Here is a 16,367-nt window from a genome sequence, read left to right on the forward strand (position 1 = left end):
GGCCCGGCCCGCGTGCCGGGCCCGCGCCGCCGCCTCGCGCGCGGCGACCGCACCGGGCGGGGCGATCGCACCGCGTGGGACGAGAGCACCGGCACTGCCATCGCCACCTCCGCCGCCACGTCGGCCGCCAGCCCTGCCGGTGCCGCGCGCCGCCCGCGCCCGCAGCCGGCCCGGCGCACCCGCTGATGCCGGTCCCGCTCGTTGTGCCCCTCGTGTGACGGCCGCGGGGCGGTCCGGCGGCGTAAGGTCCTTGGCATGGCCGATGCGCTGGAGATCGAGGTCGCGGGGCGGGCGGTACGGCTCAGCAGCCCGGAGCGGATCGTGTTCCCCGAGCGGGGGTACACCAAGCGGGACGTGTTCGAGTACTACCTGGCCGTCGGGGACGGGATCATGCGCGCCCTCGGCAACCGGCCGACGACGCTGCAGCGCTTCCCCGAGGGCATCGGCGGCGAGGCGTTCTTCCAGAAGCGGGTGCCGACCCGCGGGGTACCGTCGTGGATCGAGACCGCGAAGATCGCCTTTCCCAGCGGCCGCAAGGCCGACGAGCTGTGCCCGGCCGACCTCGCGCACGTCGCGTGGGCCGCGCAGATGGGCACCATCGTGTTCCACCCCTGGCCGGTGCGCCGCGACCACGTCGACCACCCCGATGAGCTGCGCATCGACCTTGACCCGCAGCCCGGCACCGACTTCGCCGACGCCGCGGTCGTGGCCGGCGAGCTCAAGGCGGTCCTGGACGAGCTCGGCTTCACCGGCTGGCCGAAGACCTCCGGCGGGCGGGGCGTCCACGTGTACGTCAGGATCCAGCCCAAGTGGACGTTCGTCGAGGCCAGGCGTGCGGTGATCGCGCTGGCTCGCGAGCTGGAGCGCCGCCGCCCCGACCTGGTGACCACGAAGTGGTGGAAGGAGGAGCGCGGCGAGCGGGTGTTCGTGGACTTCAACCAGATGGCGCGCGACCGCACGATCGCATGCGCCTACTCGCTGCGCGCCAACCCGAGGGCGACCGCGTCGACCCCGCTACGGTGGGACGAGCTCCCGGACGTCGAGCCGGACGACTTCGACCTGCGCACGGTGCCGGCCCGCATCGCCACCACCGGAGACCCCCACGCCGGCATCGACGAGGTGGCGCACGACATCACCGAACTCCTGGAATGGTCGGAGCGCGACGCCGTCAACGGCGAGGGCGACATGCCGTATCCGCCGGAGTACCCAAAGATGGAGGGCGAGCCCATGCGCGTGCAGCCCAGCCGCGCGAAGAAGCCCGCCTCCTGACGCGACTCACTCGATGCGCGGCCCCGGCTCCGGCCGGGGCCGCGGCGGTGGCGTTACTTCGCGCAGGTTGTGCCGGCCGGGGGGACTTTCAGGTCGATCAGGTAGCGGTTGACGGCGTCGATGATGCAGCCCGTCTGGGGGTAGGCGGTGTGGCCCTCGCCCTTCCAGGTGAGCAGGGTGCCGACGCCCAGCATCTTGGCCAGCGCGGGGGCCTGCTCATACGGGGTCGCCGGGTCGCCCAGCGTGCCGATCACGAGGATGGGGGCGGAGCCCTTCGCGGGGCCCGTGGGGTAGGGGTCGCGCTTGCCCGGCCACTGGGCGCAGATCAGGTTCAGGGCCAGGGCGCCGCCGAACAGCGGGTACTTCGCGCGCCACTGGCTCTGCAGGGTGCGGGACTGCTCGACCGTCGGGGTGTCGTCGCTGTCGGCGCAGCCGACCGCCGAGTTGGCGTCGAACATGTTCGTGTAGTGGCCCTCGGCGTCGCGCTCGGCATAGGTGTCCGCCAGCTGGAACATTTTGTCGGGCTTGCCGTTGCGCAGGTCCTGCATCGCCTGGGCCAGCATGCGCCACGACGACTCGCTGTACAGCGACGAAACCACCGCCGTGAACACCCACCCGGTGGTCGCCTTGCGGCCGGTGCCCTGGACGGGGGCGGTGCGCGAGTCGGCGATCGCCTGCATGACCACGGCGCGGGCGTCGGGACCGATCGGGCAGTTGGCCGGGTTGTTCGAGCACCACGTGCTGAAGTTGGAGAACGCCAGCTCGAAGCCGGCCGCCTGCTTCTCCGCGGACTGCTGCATCGACTGCGCCGGGTCGACGGCGCCGTCGAGGACCAGCGCCCGCACGTTCTTCGGGAACAGCTGGGCGTAGACGGCGCCGAGCAGCGTGCCGTAGCTGTAGCCGAGGTAGGTCAGCTGCCGCTCGCCGACCGCGGCGCGCAGCGCGTCCATGTCCCGGGCGGCCTGCTCGGTGGAGAACAGCGGCAGCTTGTCGCCATACTTCTCGCCGCAGGACTGCGCCAGCTTCCGGGCCAGCGCCACGGTCTGCTGGAAGCCCTGGTCGCTGACCGGGTCGGGGTCGATGCCGAAGTTCTCGTCGAGGTCGGCGTCCGAGAAGCACTTGACCGGCGTCGAGCGGCCCACGCCGCGCGGGTCGAAGCCGATGATGTCGAAGCGGCGGGTGATCTCGGCCGGCAGGTAGACGGCCCGGTAGACGCCGTAGTCGAAGCCGGAGCCGCCGGGGCCGCCGGGGTTGATGAACAGCGAGCCGACCCGGTCGCGCTGGGTCGAGGACCGGCCGCGGACCAGGGCGATGTCGAACGTGCCGGAGTCCTTCGGGTGCGCCCAGTCCTGCGGGACCTTGACGGTGGCGCAGCTGAAGGTGACGTTCTGCGGCGGGGTCGGGAAGACGCCCTTGGACGCGTCCGGGCACGGCTTCCAGTCGGCCGGCGGGATGGTGAGGTCGCCCGACCGGGACACGGGGCCCGACGACGCCGCGGACGGGCTGCCCAGCGCGCGGCCGGACGTCGGCGTGGTGAACTGCGGGGGATTGGTGCAGCCGGCTAGCAGGGCCGCGACGAGCAGCAGGGGCGCCAGCCGGCGGGCGCGCCCGATCTTCGGCAACGTCACGGACGACCCGCCAGCACCGATTCGACGTCGAAGCGCAGCGGGCGATCGAGCTGCTCGTAGGTGCAGGATCGCGGGTCCCGGTCGGGCCGCCAGCGCTTGAACTGGGCGGTGTGGCGGAACCGGTCGCCCTCCATCGCGTCGTAGCCGACCTCGACGACCAGCTCGGGCCGCAGCGGCACGAACGACAGGTCCTTCTTGCCGGTCCACCGGCTCACCCCGCCGGGCAGCCGGGTGGCCGCGTCGCCGGCCGGCACCGACTCGATGCTCGCCGCCGGGCTGCCGGGGGCGAGGCCGGCCCAGTTCCACGGGTGGTCGACGACGCCCTCGCGATACGGCGCGAGCTCCTCGACCAGCTCGGCGCGGCGCTCGCGGGTGAACGACGCGGCGACGCCGACGTGGTGCAGGCGCCCCTCGTCGTCATACAGGCCCAGCAGCAGCGATCCCACGATCGGCCCGTCTTTGTGCCAGCGGAACCCGGCCACCACGAGGTCCGCCGTCCGGGCGTGTTTGATCTTGTACATCGCGCGCTTTCCCGGCTCGTAGACACCCTCGGCCGGCTTGGCGATGACCCCGTCGAGCCCGGCACCCTCGAAGCGCTCGAACCAGTCCCGTGCCACGTCGGCGTCGGTCGTCACGGGCGTGACGTGCACGGGTGGCTTGACGCCGTCGAGCGCCTCGACCAGCCGGGCCCGGCGCTGGGCGTAGCCCTGCCCGACGAGCGCCTCATCGTCGATGGCCAGCAGGTCGAACGCCACGAACGAGGCCGGCGTCTGCTCGGCGAGCAGCCGCACCCGGGAGGCGGCCGGGTGGATGCGCTGGCCGAGCAGCTCGAAGTCGAGCCGCGGCGCTCCCGTATCGCGCCGGATCACGATGATCTCCCCGTCGACGACGCAGCGGGCGGGCAGCTGGGCCCGCACCTGCTCGACGACCTCGGGAAAATACCTGGTCAGGGTCTTGCCGCCGCGGCTGGCGAGCTCAACCTCGTCGCCGTCGCGGAACACGATGCAGCGGAACCCGTCCCACTTCGGCTCGAAGCTCATGCCGGGCGCACTGGGCAGGCTGGGAATGCTCTTGGCGAGCATCGGCTCGACTGGCGGCAGGACTGGCAGCTCCACGTCGCCAAGTCAACCACACAGGTACGACAACTTTTCCGAACCGGTTTCAGAAGCGTGCGAACGACCGGACCGGCATCCGCGGCCCGAATCGGGGCGCGCCGATCCCGGCGGCGGCGATCAGCGCGCAGACCCGCCCCCGGTGCGGCGCGAACGGCGCCAGCAGCTCGAGCATGTGCTCGTCGGTGCCGCGGGCCGCCCCGGTCAGCGCGAACGCCACGTTGTTCTTGATGTTGTAGTCGCCGACGGAGACCGCGTCGGCGTCGCCGTACACGGCCCGGGTCACCTCGGCCGCCGTCCACGGCCCGATGCCGGGGATGCTGACCAGCCGCGCCGTGCAGGCGGCGGCGTCCGCGGACCGCTCCAGCGCCGCCGCCCGGGCGGCCGCCCGGCGCAGCGTCTCGGCCCGCTTCTGCTCGATGCCGAGCGGGTGGAAGGCCCAGTACGGCGTGGCGGCGACGACCTCCGGCTCGGGCGGCAGCAGCAGCCCCTCCCGCGGCCCGGGCGCCGGCTGCGAGAACTTCCGCAACATTCGGACGTATCCGTGGTGGGCCTCCTTGCCGGTCACCTTCTGCCCGAGGATCGCCGGCACAAGATGGTGGAAGACCCGCCCGGTCGCGCCGATGCGCAGCCCGGCGTGCTCCCGGGCGAGCCGGGCGACGAGCGGGTGCTGCCGGGACAGCTCGGCGAAGCCGGTGACGTCGTCGCGCAGCCCGGCGATGGCGTCGGCGCGCGCCAGGAGCCAGTCCGCCCCCGGGCCGTACGCCTCGAAGGAGAGCTCGTCGCCACCGAGCACGAGCCGCAGCGTGCCCGGGCCGTCGGGGGTGCGGGTCGCGAACCAGCACGAGCGGGGCGAGATTGACAGCGTCGGGTCACCCTGGATCAGCGCCAGGCCGCGCATGGTGCGGCCCAGGTCGTAGCGCGGCGGGACCTTCACGCCGCGACCCGGGACAGGGCGCGGTGCAGCAGCCGGGCGTCGCCGAGCATGGCGCGCAGCTTACGCTCCAACCCGGCGATCGGCACCAGGTTCTGCGGCGCCCGCGGGTCCTTGTACGCCTGCGACGCGAACCGCGGCAGCGTCACCGCCGACAGGTGCGCGAGCGCGACGGCGCCGGCGTGGGTCAGGTCGGCCGAGCACTCCGCCCGCACGATCCCGGACCACGGCGCCCCGGCCGGGCCGGGCAGCCGCAGGTACCACGCGAAACGGTGCCACGACGTGCCCAGCAGGAACACGGGCGTGCGCTGCCCGCCGCGCAGCGCGGTCACCACGGCGGTGAGGCCGGCCGGGAGGTACTCCACCCGGTGGGTCTTGATGTAGCCCAGCGCCCGGGGCAGGTGCCCGCGCTCCTGCAGCGGCCCGTCGACGATGAGCAGGTCGCCGTCGGCCCGCTCCTCGTTCGACACGCCCACCTCCAGGGCGCGCATGTGCCGCTGCACGCCCAGCGAGAGGTCCTTCGGCTCGCCACGGGAGACCCGCCGGCCGGGGTACCGGATGTTGCCCGCCACGACCGGCGGCAGGTCCTCGGCGGGCGTGAACAGCCCGCGCTCGATCCGCGTGGTGGCCACCCGCGCCGCGCCGCGGCCGAGCTCGCAACGCACCACCCCGGCGGCGTAGGAGGCCGCGACCCCGGGGTGGGTCGTGCCGGCGTCGTCGGTGATCCAGACCCGGGCGTCGATGCGCTGCACCCCGTCGACGATGAGCACGGTCCCCGGCGGTTCCAGGCCCGCCGGCGGGTCGAGCGGGCGCCAGGCGTCCGCGGGCAGCTCGACGTCGGGCTGGATCTGGGCGCTGCTCTGCGCCTGCGGCCCGGAGGTCTCGGCCGCCTCGAACGACAGCCCGTACGCCGGGTCCCACGCGTCGACGTGGAGCCTCACAGCCCCACCCGCTCGATGCGCGCGGTCCGGGCGTCGCGGCGCACCTCGAAGCGCACCGGTATCCGCTCGGCGAGCGCCCCGACGTGGGTGACGACGCCGACCATGCGGTCGCCGCGCGCGGCGAGGTTCTCCAGCGTCACCGCGACCGTGTCCAGCGTGGACGCGTCGAGGGTGCCGAAACCCTCGTCGAGCACGATCGACTCGAGGCTCGCCGACGCCGCCGACATGCCGGCGAGCTGCTCGGACAGGGCGAGCGCGAGCGAGAGGGAGGCCTGGAACGTCTCGCCGCCGGACAGCGTGCGCACCGCGCGGCGCAGCCCGGCGTCGTGGTGGTCCACGACGTAGAACTCGCCCTTGTCGTGGCCGAGGTCGTACTGGCCGCCGGAGAGCTCCCGCAGGGTCCGCGACGCGCCCTCGACGAGGGTGTCGAGGGCCTCGGCGAGCAGCCACCGCTCGAACCGGTCGGCCCGCAGGTGCTGGGCGAGGGCCTTGGCGACCTGGCCCTCCCGCGCGATCGCGTCGCGCTGGGCGCGCAGCCGCTCGGAGTCGGCGCGCCGCTCCTCGACGCGCCGCCGCGCCGCCTCCGCGCGTTCGACGGCGACGGCCGCCTCCCGCGCCGGGTCCCCGCCCGGCGCCGTAAGCCCGGCCCCGGTGAACAGCGCGGCGAGCTCGTCGCGCACCGCGGCGACGCGCCGCTCGGCCCCCCGGACCTCGTCGAGCGCGGCCGGCCGCCCGGCGCGGCGGCGGCTCGCCTCGCCGGTGGCCCAGCCGTGCAGCGTCGCCCAGGCGTCGGCGAGGTCGTCGCGGTTGGCCGGCGCCGGCCCGAACGCGGCGAGGCCGTCGCGGGCGGTGTCGAAGGCGCGCCACGCGGACCGCAGCCGCTCCTCGGCCCGGTCGGCGCCGCCGGCGGCGGCGCGGTGCGCCTCACGGGCCTTGCGCACGTCGGCGCCGGCCTTCTCCAGGCCCTTGGTGAGCCGGTCGATGCCGTCGAGGTCGCGCTGCAGCGCCTCGGGCTGGGGAGCGCCCTCCAGCTCGGCGTCCAGGGCGACGATCCGCTGCTCGACTTGCTGCGCGTGGGCGCGGGCGGCGGCGAGGGCCCGGTCGAGGTCCCGTAGCGTCCGGTCGCGCTCCTCCACGGTCCGGTCCGCGGCGTTGCTGCGCTTCCGGGCCAGCTCACCGGCGGCCTTGGCCGCGACCACGGCCGGCTCGTGCGGCAGATCGGGCAGGTCGTGGACGGTCTGGGTGCACACGGGGCACGCCTCGCCGGCCCGCAGCTGCGGGCGCAGGGCCGCGGCCTGGTCGACGGCCATCGCGGCGTTGTAGGCCTCGAAGGCCGCCTCCAATGCCCGCTTGGCCGCCGAAGCCTCGGCCCGAGCCGCCTCCACGGCCCGCGCGGCCCGGTCGTGCTCCTGGGAGGCCGAGGCGACCCGATCGTGGACCGTGGTGGCCTCCGCGGCCAGGCCTGCCCGTTCGGCGTGCCGGTCGAGCAGGCGGCGCAGCGCGGTCGCGTCGCCGGCGGCCCGCAGCTCGCCGCGCAGCTTCTCCTCGCGCTCCTCGGCGGCCCGGGCGCCATCCACCGCCCCGGCGACGGCGGCGCGCGCGGCCGCGGCCGCCGCGGCCAGCCCGGCCGCCTCGGCGGGCACCGCGACCGCGCGGAGCCGGTCGATCTCCGCGTCCAGGGTGGCCAGCGCGGTCGTGGCCTGCCCGGCGATCCGGCCGGCCTCCTCCAGCCGGGGCGCGATCGCGTCGACGGCCCCGGCGACGCCGCGCAGCGCCTCGACCCGCGCGGCCGCCGCGGTCAGCGCCGCTTCGTCGACGTCGGACAGCGCGGCGAGCTGCTCATCGAGCACCTTGAGCTTGGCCTCGGCGGCGGAGCCCTCGGCCGCGGCCCGCTCCCGGATCCGCCCATACACGTCCAGGCCGAGCAGGTTGACCAGGATCTTCTGCCGCTCGGCCGGCTTGGCGTGCAGGAACGCGGCGAACTCGCCCTGCGGGAGCACCACGCACTTGGTGAACTGCTCGTACGGCAGCCCGACGACGGTCAGCACCGCCTCGTCGACCTCGCTGGGGGTGCCGGCCAGCACCTCGGCGACGTCGTCGGCGTCCAGGCCGGACTCCAGCTTCGACAGGTCCAGCCCTGGCGCGAGCGCCTCCAGCCCGGCGTGCTTGGTGGTGACGGCGCCCTTGGCGTCGCGGCGCACCACCCGGGACAGCAAGTAGCGCACCCCGGCCGACTCGAAGACCAGCCGCACGCGCGCCTCGGCCGCCGACGGGGCGAGCGCGTTGGCGATCGCGCGCCGGTCGCCCCAGCGCGGGACCGTGCCGTACAACGCGAAACAGATGGCGTCGAGGACCGTGGACTTGCCGGAACCGGTCGGCCCGACGAGCGCGAAGAAGTCCGTGTCGGTGAAGTCCACGGTGGTCGGCTCGCGAAACACCGTGAACCCGTCCAGATCCACCCGAATAGGCCTCATGCCGTCACCTCCGCTTCGCTCCGGCGGCGGCCTGAGGATGACCTGCGCCCCTGATGAGCGGCCACTGCGCTTCGCTCCGTACCGCTCATGAATGCATCACCTCGTCGTGCAGGCGGTGGAACAGGGCCTCGGTCGCCTCGTCGGCGTGCCCGCGCTGGGCGAGATAGTCGGCGAACAGCTCCCCGGCCGACCGCCCGGCCCGCGCCCGTTCGGGATTGCCGCCGGCGTCGGGGCCGGGCAGCAGCTTGGGGTCGATGCGCACCTCGAGGGCCTTCGGCAGCAGCTGCTGTACCTCCTCGCGCAGCCCGGCGCGGGGCGCCTCCTGGACGTACACCCGCAGCCACGCCTCGCCGGTGTCCAGTGTGGACAGTTGGGCGAGGGTGCCCCGGACGGTGCGCAGCGGCGTCGCGACCGGCAGCGGGACCTCCCGCACCCGCGCCGCGGTCGCGGCGGTCACGTCGACGACGCTCGCGGTGACGAGGTTCTCCTCCTCGCCGAAGTCGATCGGCAGCGGGCTGCCGCTGTAGCGGATCGGGCACGGCCCGTTGACCTGCTGGGCGCGGTGCAGGTGGCCGAGGGCCGCGTAGTGCACCGAGGACGGGAAGACGCTGGCCGGCACCGCGTAGCCCATGATGGTGTGCGCCTCCCGTTCGCCGCCGCCCATGGTGGCGCCGATGACCGTCAGGTGCGCGGTGAGGAGGTTGACGGTGCCGCCGCCGAAGCCCTGCGCGAGCCGGCTGATGAGCTCGCCGATGTGGTGGGCGTACGACTGCGTGATCTCGGCGGCGGAGAGCTCGAACATCTCGCTGGCGCGCACCGCGTACCGCTGGGACAGGAACGGCAGCGCGACCAGGCGCCACTCCTCACCGCCCCGGGTCGTGCCGGACAGCAGGTGCTCCTCGGGCTTGCCGATCGCGCCGCGGATGGTGATCCCGGCCGCCTCGGCCCACGGGCGCAGCGCGTCGAGGGCGTTGCCGTTGTCGTGGTTGCCGCCGATGACGACGACCTCGGCGCCGCTGCGGCGCAGCGCGGACAGCCCGCGCGTGACGATCCGGGTCGAGTCGGCGGTCGGGGTCGCGGTGTCGTAGAGATCGCCGGCGACGACCACCAGGTCGGGCCGCTCGGCCTTGGCGACGTCGACGAGTCCGTTGATCGCCGCGATGTGGTCGGCCGCCCGCGACTGTCCCTTGAGGACCTTCCCGACGTGCCAGTCCGAGGTGTGCAGGATGCGCAAGCCGGCTCCTTGTCTAGGTCGGGATGTCTTCAGAACGGGATGTCGTCGTCGGACACGCCACCGGCGCCGACCCGCGCCACGACCGCGAACGGGTCGCTGGACTGCACGATCGAGCGCAGCGTCGAGCTGGGCGGGGCACCGGCCTCGGCGGGTCGGGTCGCCCACGACGGGAACGGGAACTCGATGCACAGCGGCACCGGAATCTCCGGCTGCGACACGAACATGGTGCCGGGCTTGGCCAGCAGCGCGCGCTGGCGCTGGGCGGGCGGGAGGAAGCCGTACTCCGGGCGGGCAGCCTCGGCCGGGTCGAGCCGCCCGACCACCCGGATCGCCGAGTTGGCCACGATGCGCCGCTCCACCTCGCTGGCGGTCTGCTGCGCGCCGATGAGCACGACACCGAGGGAGCGGCCCCGCTCGGCGATGTCGAGCAGCACCTCCTTGATCGGGCTGGTGCCCTCCCGCGGCGCGTACTTGTTCAGCTCGTCGAGGACGACGAACAGCAGCGGCTTGGCGGTGCCGGCCTTCTCCTTGCGCTCGAACTCGGTGCGCAGCGTCACGCCGACGACGAAGCGCTGCGCCCGGTCGGGCAGGTTGTGCAGGTCGACGACGGTCACCTGAGCGGACTCGGCGGTGTTGATCTGGTGCGGCTTGCGCGTGGCGAGGTCGCCGCGGATGAGCCGGGACAGGTCCTTCTTGCTGCCGATGAGCCGGCGGGCGAACGCGTTGACGGTGCCCAGGCCGACCGCGCTGCCGGCCCACTGCCCGCGGGTGGCGTCGTCGTTGAGCTGCTCGACGAGGTGGTCGACCAGGTCGGCGTAGGAGTTGAGCCGGGTGCCGTCGATCGCGACGCCACCCTCGGCCGGCTGGGCGACGCGCGCCAGGTGCGCGGTCACCGAGTGCACCACCATCGTGTACTGCTGGCGCTCGTCGTCGGCGTCGGCGAACACGTAGGGCAGCAGCCGGTCGGCGCAGAACTCCGCCAGGGTCCAGTAGAACGCGTCGACGCCGGTGAGGCGGCTGCTCACGTCGGGGGTGCCGGAGGAGTCCCCGGCGCGCGGCGGCGCGTAGACGCGCACGTCCGGGAACGGGCCCGCGGTCAGGCCGAGCCGGGCGTAGGCATCCTCGGTGGCGGCGTCGAGCCGGGCGTTGGGGTGGTCGAGGAACAGCAGGTCCTCGCCCTTGACGTTGAAGATCAGCGCGCGGGTGTTGGCGGTCTCGCCGGCGCCGCCGAGCACGCCGGAGCGGAACACGGAGTACAGCAGGAAGGTGGCGAAGCTGGTCTTCGTCGCCACGCCGGAGATGCCGGAGATCGACACGTGCGCGCCGCGGGAGCCGTCGAGGAAGTCGGCGTTGAGGAACATGGGCGCGCCGTCGCGGCCGAAGCCCATCGGGATCGTGCGGTCCATCCGGTCGAAGTACAGCGCGCCGGCCCGGGCGTCGCCCTGCGCGCGGTGCACCACCGCGCCGGGGGTCGGCGGCACGTACACCTCGGGGTCGACCCGGGTGGTGGTGATCTCGGCGGCCTCCTGGATCGTCGCCGGGAGCGTGCCGTCGGCGACGAGGAAGACGTCGGAGTCGAACGCGACGCCCTCGTGCCGGGCGCGCACGGCGGTCACCACCCCGGCGATGGTCACCGGGTCGCGCTCCGGAAGGTCACGCTTCGTGACGACGACGTCGTCGAGCTGGAGGTAGGCGCCGTCCTCGACGGCGACCCAGAAGGTCAGCGGGGTCGCGTCGGCGGTGCCGAGCACGCGCCCGACGACGGGCCCGCCCGGTGTGGGCGCGGATTCGTCCTCCATGGTGTCGACCCCCAGTACATGTGTTCGCCTGTGCATCGTGCCTCACCATCGGCCGTGGGTTGAAGGAACCACGCCAGTGGTGGATGCGTGAGTGTCCGATTCAAGCCCACAAATCGGGCCAAAGACGGGCATAGTGATCGGTTGTCCACAGGTTGCGGGCGGGTTGTCCACAGGCATGTGGACGGCACTGTGGATCGCGGGCTCACCGGCTGTACCGCAACAGGAGCAGACCCTCCGCGAGGAGTGCGTGACGCAGTGTGAGCAACTGCGGCATGTCGATCGGCGGCCCGGCGGTGATCCGGCCGGCGCCCGGCCCGGCCAGCAGTGGCGAGAGGGTCAGGCACAGCTCGTCGACGAGCCCGGCCGCGGTCAGCGACCCGAACAGCTGAGGTCCGCCCTCGCTGAGGATCTGCCGCAGCCCGCGCTCATGCAGCAGCCCGACGGCGGCGGGGAGGTCGACCTGGTCGTCGCCGGCCACGACGATGTCGGCGACCGCGGCGAGCGGGCCCGGCTCGGCGGCGGCCCGGGTGACGATGATCGGGCGCACCGGGGCGTCGGCGAGGGCCTCGTGCGCCGGGTCGAGATCGCAGCGGGCGGAGACCACGACGAGGGTCGGGTACTCGCTCATGCCGTGCGCGACCCGCCAGGCCCGCCGCTCGGCGTCCAGCCGCAGCGCGTGGTAGCCCTCCTCGCGCAGCGTCCCGGCGCCGACCACCAGCGCGTCGCACAGCATCCGCAGGATGCCGAAGACGCGCTTGTCCGCGGGCCCGGACAGCGGCTCGCTGCGGCCGTCCACGTGCCCGGCGCCGTCGAGGCTGGACACGAAGTTCAGCCGCAGCCACGGGCCGGGCGGCGTGCGGTAGAGCTCGGCGAGGTCGGGTAGCTCGTCGGGGGAGGGCCGCAGCAGCTGCACCCGACGACCTTACTCGCCGGGCGGACCCGTGACCGGTGGCGTAGGCTTCGGCGGCCGATGCTGGCAGTCGCACCAGTTCCCGCCGCGGCACTCGGCATGCCGTTTGTCGCGGCACGCTTGACAGATCACAGCTTCAGGCTGCGCCGCCGGGGCTGCCCGGTCAACAATGTCTGCACCATGGCTCGCATGATCTATCAGCTGCGCATCGCGCTGGACGGCGTGGACCCGCCCGTCTGGCGCCGCGTCCTCGTGCCCGGCGCCTTCACCCTCGACCGCCTGCACCGGGTGATCCAGTTCGCGATGGGCTGGAGCGACCGCCACCTGCACGTGTTCGACATCGACGGGGTGCAGTACGGCGTGCCCGACCCCGACGGCCTGCTCGAGGTCCGCGACGAGCTGGACACCCGCCTGGACGCGGTGGCGGGCAAGGGCACCCGGCTGCGGTACACCTACGACTTCGGCGACTGGTGGGAGCACGACGTCGCGATCGAGGACGTGGTGCCCGCCGACCCCGACATCCGCTACCCGATGTGCACCGGCGGCGAGCGAGCCTGTCCGCCCGACGACGTCGGCGGCCCGGAGGGCTACCACGACTTCCTGGCCGCGTACGTCGACCCGGCCCACCCCGACCATGTCGCGATGCGCGTGTGGCTCGGCCGCGCCTTCGACCCGGCCGCCTTCGACCCGGCCCCGCCGACGACGCTGCTGCGCCGGATGACCTGACCGGGGCCTGATCGGGAGAGGTCTTCCCGCCGCCCGGTCCGCCGCTCGCCGCGCCGGGCCGCCGCCCAGGCCAGCGCCGGCGGCGGTGCCGTATCGCCGGGCCGCTGCTGGGCCGTTCGCACGTCGGGCCGCTGCTGGGCCGCTCCCACGCCGGGCCGCTGCTGGGCCGCTCCCACGCCGGACCGCCGCCGGGCCGCCCCCGGGCCGCTTCCACGTCGGACCGCCGCCGGGGGCTGCTGTATCGCAGGACTGCCAGCGGCCGGCGCCGAGGCCGCTGCCGTATCGTGCCGCCGCAGTGCCGGACTGCTTGAGGCCGCCGGGCCGCCGCCGTGATCGATGATCGTTTTCAGCGCGACCGTCAATTCGCCGCTTGGCATCGCGAGAAGCCGAGTTCGGGCGGCGCAGGCCGCGCCTTCGATCCGCATCGCCCGACCATCATGTTCGCCATGATCACGGAGTAAAAATGCACAACCCGGCAGCGCGATCGCTCCGTGATCATGGAGAACCCCGCGCGCCGTGGACGCCGGACGCATGATCACGGAGACGTTGGGCGCGGCTGCCGCTACCAGCTCGACGTTTCGCCCCCTCGGTCCGCCCTTGTGGAACATGGCGGAATCCAGGTGGGCGCCGCCTAGCCATCTGGGTACAGGTCACCGTGCGTGACGGCGCAAATGGTACATAGCTCGATAAGTCCTGATAAAAATGCTCAGAAAAAGTTCTGATGTAACGAAATGGGAACGCTCCCATCACCCTATTGACACGCTGGCTGCTCGCGGTCCAGGCTCATGGGAGCGCTCCCGCGACTGTGGCCGGTCACACATCCCGCAGCCGCGGGACGCGTCGATTTCGCATGTCCTCCATACCCCGGCGGGCTTCACCCTGCCCGCCGCCACGCATCGAACACCCCACCCGCACCCGAACACCGCACCACGACCTGAGAGAGGGGTCAGGATGAGTTTCACCCCGCGCCGCGTGCGATCCGTCGCCGCGGCCGCGCTGACCGTCGGGCTCGCCCTCGGCATCGGCGCCTGCAGCGCCAAGAAGGACGGCGGCGGTTCCGACAGCGGCGCCGGCGGCTCGGCCAGGATCTCGCTGTCCTACTTCGGCACGCCCGGCTTCACCCAGGCGGTCAAGGACTTCGAGGCGGCCAACCCGAGCATCAAGGTCGACGTCAAGAACGAGGGCCAGACCAAGGACTTCACGCCGAAGCTGGCCCAGCAGCTGTCGGCCGGCAGCGGCGCGAGCGATGTGGTCATGCTCGAAGAGGGCATGCTGCTGCAATACCTGAAGGACAACAAGTCGTTCGCCAACCTGCTCGACCTCGGCGCCTCCTCGCTGGAGGACGAGTACCTGGCGTTCAAGTGGAAGAACGCGTTCACCACGGACGGCAAGAAGCTCGTCGGCCTCGGCACCGACGTCGGCCCCCTCGCGATGTGCTACCGCACCGACCTGTTCCAGAAGGCCGGCCTGCCCACCGGCCGCGACGAGGTCAGCAAGCTGTGGCCCACGTGGGCGGACTACATCAAGCAGGGCGAGGCCTTCAAGGCGAAGAACACCGGCGCGGCCTGGATCGACTCGGCGACGTCGATCATGCAGCCGTACATCATGCAGAACAGCGACACCTGGTTCTACGACAAGAGCGACAAGTACATCGGTGACACCAACCTGGCCGTGCGCAAGGCCTACGACCTGAGCATGGACATGGCCGGCAAGGGCCTGACCGCCAAGCTGCAGCGCTGGCAGGCGGACTGGGACGCCGCGTTCAAGAACGCCGCGTTCGCGACCGTGCCGTGCCCGCCGTGGTACACCGGCGTGATCAAGGAGCGCACCGGCGACGGTGGCAAGAACAAGTGGGACATCGCCACCATCCCCGGCAAGGGCGGCAACTGGGGCGGCTCCTACCTGGCCATCCCGGAGCAGAGCAAGAACAAGAAGGCCGCGTTCGAGCTCGTCAAGTTCCTGACCGGCAAGCAGGGCGGGCTGGACGCGTTCAAGGAGGCGGGCCCGCTGCCGTCGTCGGTCTCGGCCCTGGCCGACCCGTCGCTGACCGGTGCCACCAACGACTACTTCAACGACGCCCCGGTCGGCCAGATCTACGCGGGCGCGGCGAAGGAGCTCAAGCCGATCTACCTGGGCCCGAAGCACCAGGCCCTGTGGGAGAACGCGTTCGAGCCGGCCATGCAGGCCGCCGAGCAGGGCAAGCTGAGCGCTCAGGCGGGCTGGGACAAGGCCATCAAGGACAGCAAGGCGCTGGCCGAGGGCTGATCGGGAAGCGATCGACACCGGGCGGAGGTGGCGTCCGCACGCCGCCTCCGCCCCAGCGACCGGCAACCCGCACGCTAAGGAAGAAGGACCTCCACCATGACCACCAACGTCGAGGTCGCCCGGCCTCGTCACGGGCGAAAGGACCCGGTGACGCCGCCGGGGCGGCGCTCCGTGCGTCTCGGCGGGCTGGACCTCAGGCTCTCGCCCTATCTGTTCGTCGCGCCGTTCTTCCTGCTGTTCGCGGTGTTCGGGGCGTACCCGCTCGTCTACACGGCCGTGCTGTCGCTGCGCAAGAACACCCTGATCGGCGGCGACGCGGGTTTCGTCGGCTTCGAGAACTACCGCAAGGTCCTGGTCGACGCCCACTTCTGGACCGTCATCTACAACACGTTCGGCATGTTCATCGTCGCGACGGTGCCGCAGCTCATCCTGGCGCTCATGGTCGCCAGCTGGCTCAACAAGAACATGCGGGCCCGCACCGCGATCCGCATGGGCGTGCTCGTTCCCAACATCACGTCGGTCGCCGCCGTCGGCATCGTCTTCGGCCTGATCTTCGCCGACCGCTACGGCCTGGCGAACTGGCTGATCCAGTCGGTGGGCTTCGACCCGATCGAGTGGCGCAACCATCGCTGGTCGTCGTGGACCGCCATCGCGTTCATGGTCGACTGGCGCTGGACCGGCTACAACGCCCTCATCTACCTCGCCGCGATGCAGGCGATCCCGAAGGAGCTGTACGAGTCGGCCGCACTGGACGGGGCCTCGGCCTTCCGCCGGTTCTGGCGGATCACGGTACCGCTGATCCAGCCGACGATCCTGTTCACGGTGATCATCTCGACCATCGGCGGCATGCAGCTGTTCACCGAGCCGCTGCTGTTCAACTACGGCCGGATTCAGGGTGGCTCGCTGAACGAGTTCCAGACCGTCGCGATGTACATCTACGAGACCACGTTCACGAACAACTACAACGTGGGCAAGGGCGCGGCGATTTCCTGGCTGCTGTTCCTGATCATCCTCATCTTCGCGCTGGTCAACTTCCTGCTGGTGCGCCGCTCGGTTCGAGGAAACATGACATGAG

13 protein-coding genes are annotated in these 16,367 nt (G+C 72.6%); 5 read left to right on the plus strand and 8 right to left on the minus strand.

Annotated features, from left to right (window positions below; translation table 11 throughout):
• Positions 1-186: hypothetical protein (locus ABT297_RS18660; protein WP_350550819.1), on the plus strand; the 186-nt coding region annotated here is incomplete at its 5' end.
• 69 nt (positions 187-255) lie between these two features.
• On the plus strand, positions 256-1,269 hold the full coding sequence (gene ligD / locus ABT297_RS18665) for a non-homologous end-joining DNA ligase (protein WP_350550822.1): 1,014 nt from the start codon (positions 256-258) through the stop codon (positions 1,267-1,269).
• A 53-nt stretch (positions 1,270-1,322) separates the two neighbouring features.
• On the opposite strand, the gene ABT297_RS18670 is transcribed toward ligD, so the two are convergent.
• The 8 genes from ABT297_RS18670 to ABT297_RS18705 all read right to left on the minus strand — a co-directional run bounded on the left by ABT297_RS18670 (position 1,323) and on the right by ABT297_RS18705 (position 12,304).
• Positions 1,323-2,897 carry an alpha/beta hydrolase gene (locus ABT297_RS18670; RefSeq protein WP_350550825.1) on the minus strand — a complete coding sequence of 525 codons (1,575 nt, stop codon included), beginning with the start codon at positions 2,895-2,897 and terminating at the stop codon, positions 1,323-1,325.
• Positions 2,894-3,979, minus strand: a complete 1,086-nt coding sequence (locus ABT297_RS18675; RefSeq protein ID WP_502885591.1) for an ATP-dependent DNA ligase — start codon at positions 3,977-3,979, stop codon at positions 2,894-2,896. The genes ABT297_RS18670 and ABT297_RS18675 overlap by 4 nt, the downstream gene beginning before the upstream one ends.
• Before the next feature lie 79 nt (positions 3,980-4,058).
• Positions 4,059-4,910 (minus strand): DNA-3-methyladenine glycosylase family protein, encoded by an 852-nt coding sequence (locus tag ABT297_RS18680; protein WP_350551024.1) that lies wholly within the window; start codon positions 4,908-4,910, stop codon positions 4,059-4,061.
• 32 nt (positions 4,911-4,942) lie between these two features.
• Complete coding sequence (locus ABT297_RS18685) at positions 4,943-5,884, minus strand: hypothetical protein (protein WP_350550830.1); 942 nt, start codon at positions 5,882-5,884, stop codon at positions 4,943-4,945.
• Complete coding sequence (locus ABT297_RS18690) at positions 5,881-8,358, minus strand: AAA family ATPase (protein ID WP_350550832.1); 2,478 nt, start codon at positions 8,356-8,358, stop codon at positions 5,881-5,883. Before ABT297_RS18690 ends, ABT297_RS18685 begins: the two co-directional genes overlap by 4 nt.
• Before the next feature lie 85 nt (positions 8,359-8,443).
• Entirely contained in the window at positions 8,444-9,592 is a 1,149-nt protein-coding gene (locus ABT297_RS18695) for an exonuclease SbcCD subunit D (RefSeq protein ID WP_350550835.1), read from the minus strand.
• Between the two features lie 29 nt (positions 9,593-9,621).
• Positions 9,622-11,391: an ATP-binding protein gene (locus ABT297_RS18700; protein WP_350550837.1), complete on the minus strand. Its 1,770-nt coding sequence runs from the start codon at positions 11,389-11,391 to the stop codon at positions 9,622-9,624.
• A 202-nt stretch (positions 11,392-11,593) separates the two neighbouring features.
• A complete protein-coding gene (locus tag ABT297_RS18705; RefSeq protein ID WP_502885589.1) occupies positions 11,594-12,304 on the minus strand; it encodes a pyrimidine reductase family protein in 711 nt (236 codons plus the stop codon).
• A 177-nt stretch (positions 12,305-12,481) separates the two neighbouring features.
• On the opposite strand from ABT297_RS18705, the gene ABT297_RS18710 reads away from it, so the two are divergent.
• The 3 genes from ABT297_RS18710 (at position 12,482) to ABT297_RS18720 (ending at position 16,366) form a co-directional block, all read left to right on the plus strand.
• Positions 12,482-13,027, plus strand: a complete 546-nt coding sequence (locus tag ABT297_RS18710) for a plasmid pRiA4b ORF-3 family protein (protein WP_350550839.1) — start codon at positions 12,482-12,484, stop codon at positions 13,025-13,027.
• Between the two features lie 951 nt (positions 13,028-13,978).
• Entirely contained in the window at positions 13,979-15,292 is a 1,314-nt protein-coding gene (locus ABT297_RS18715) for an extracellular solute-binding protein (RefSeq protein ID WP_350550841.1), read from the plus strand.
• 96 nt (positions 15,293-15,388) lie between these two features.
• Positions 15,389-16,366: a carbohydrate ABC transporter permease gene (locus tag ABT297_RS18720; protein ID WP_350550843.1), complete on the plus strand. Its 978-nt coding sequence runs from the start codon at positions 15,389-15,391 to the stop codon at positions 16,364-16,366.
• Position 16,367 lies beyond the last annotated feature (1 nt).

The sequence above is a fragment of the Dactylosporangium sp. NPDC000555 genome (assembly GCF_040300025.1).
Lineage (GTDB): Bacteria > Actinomycetota > Actinomycetes > Mycobacteriales > Micromonosporaceae > Dactylosporangium.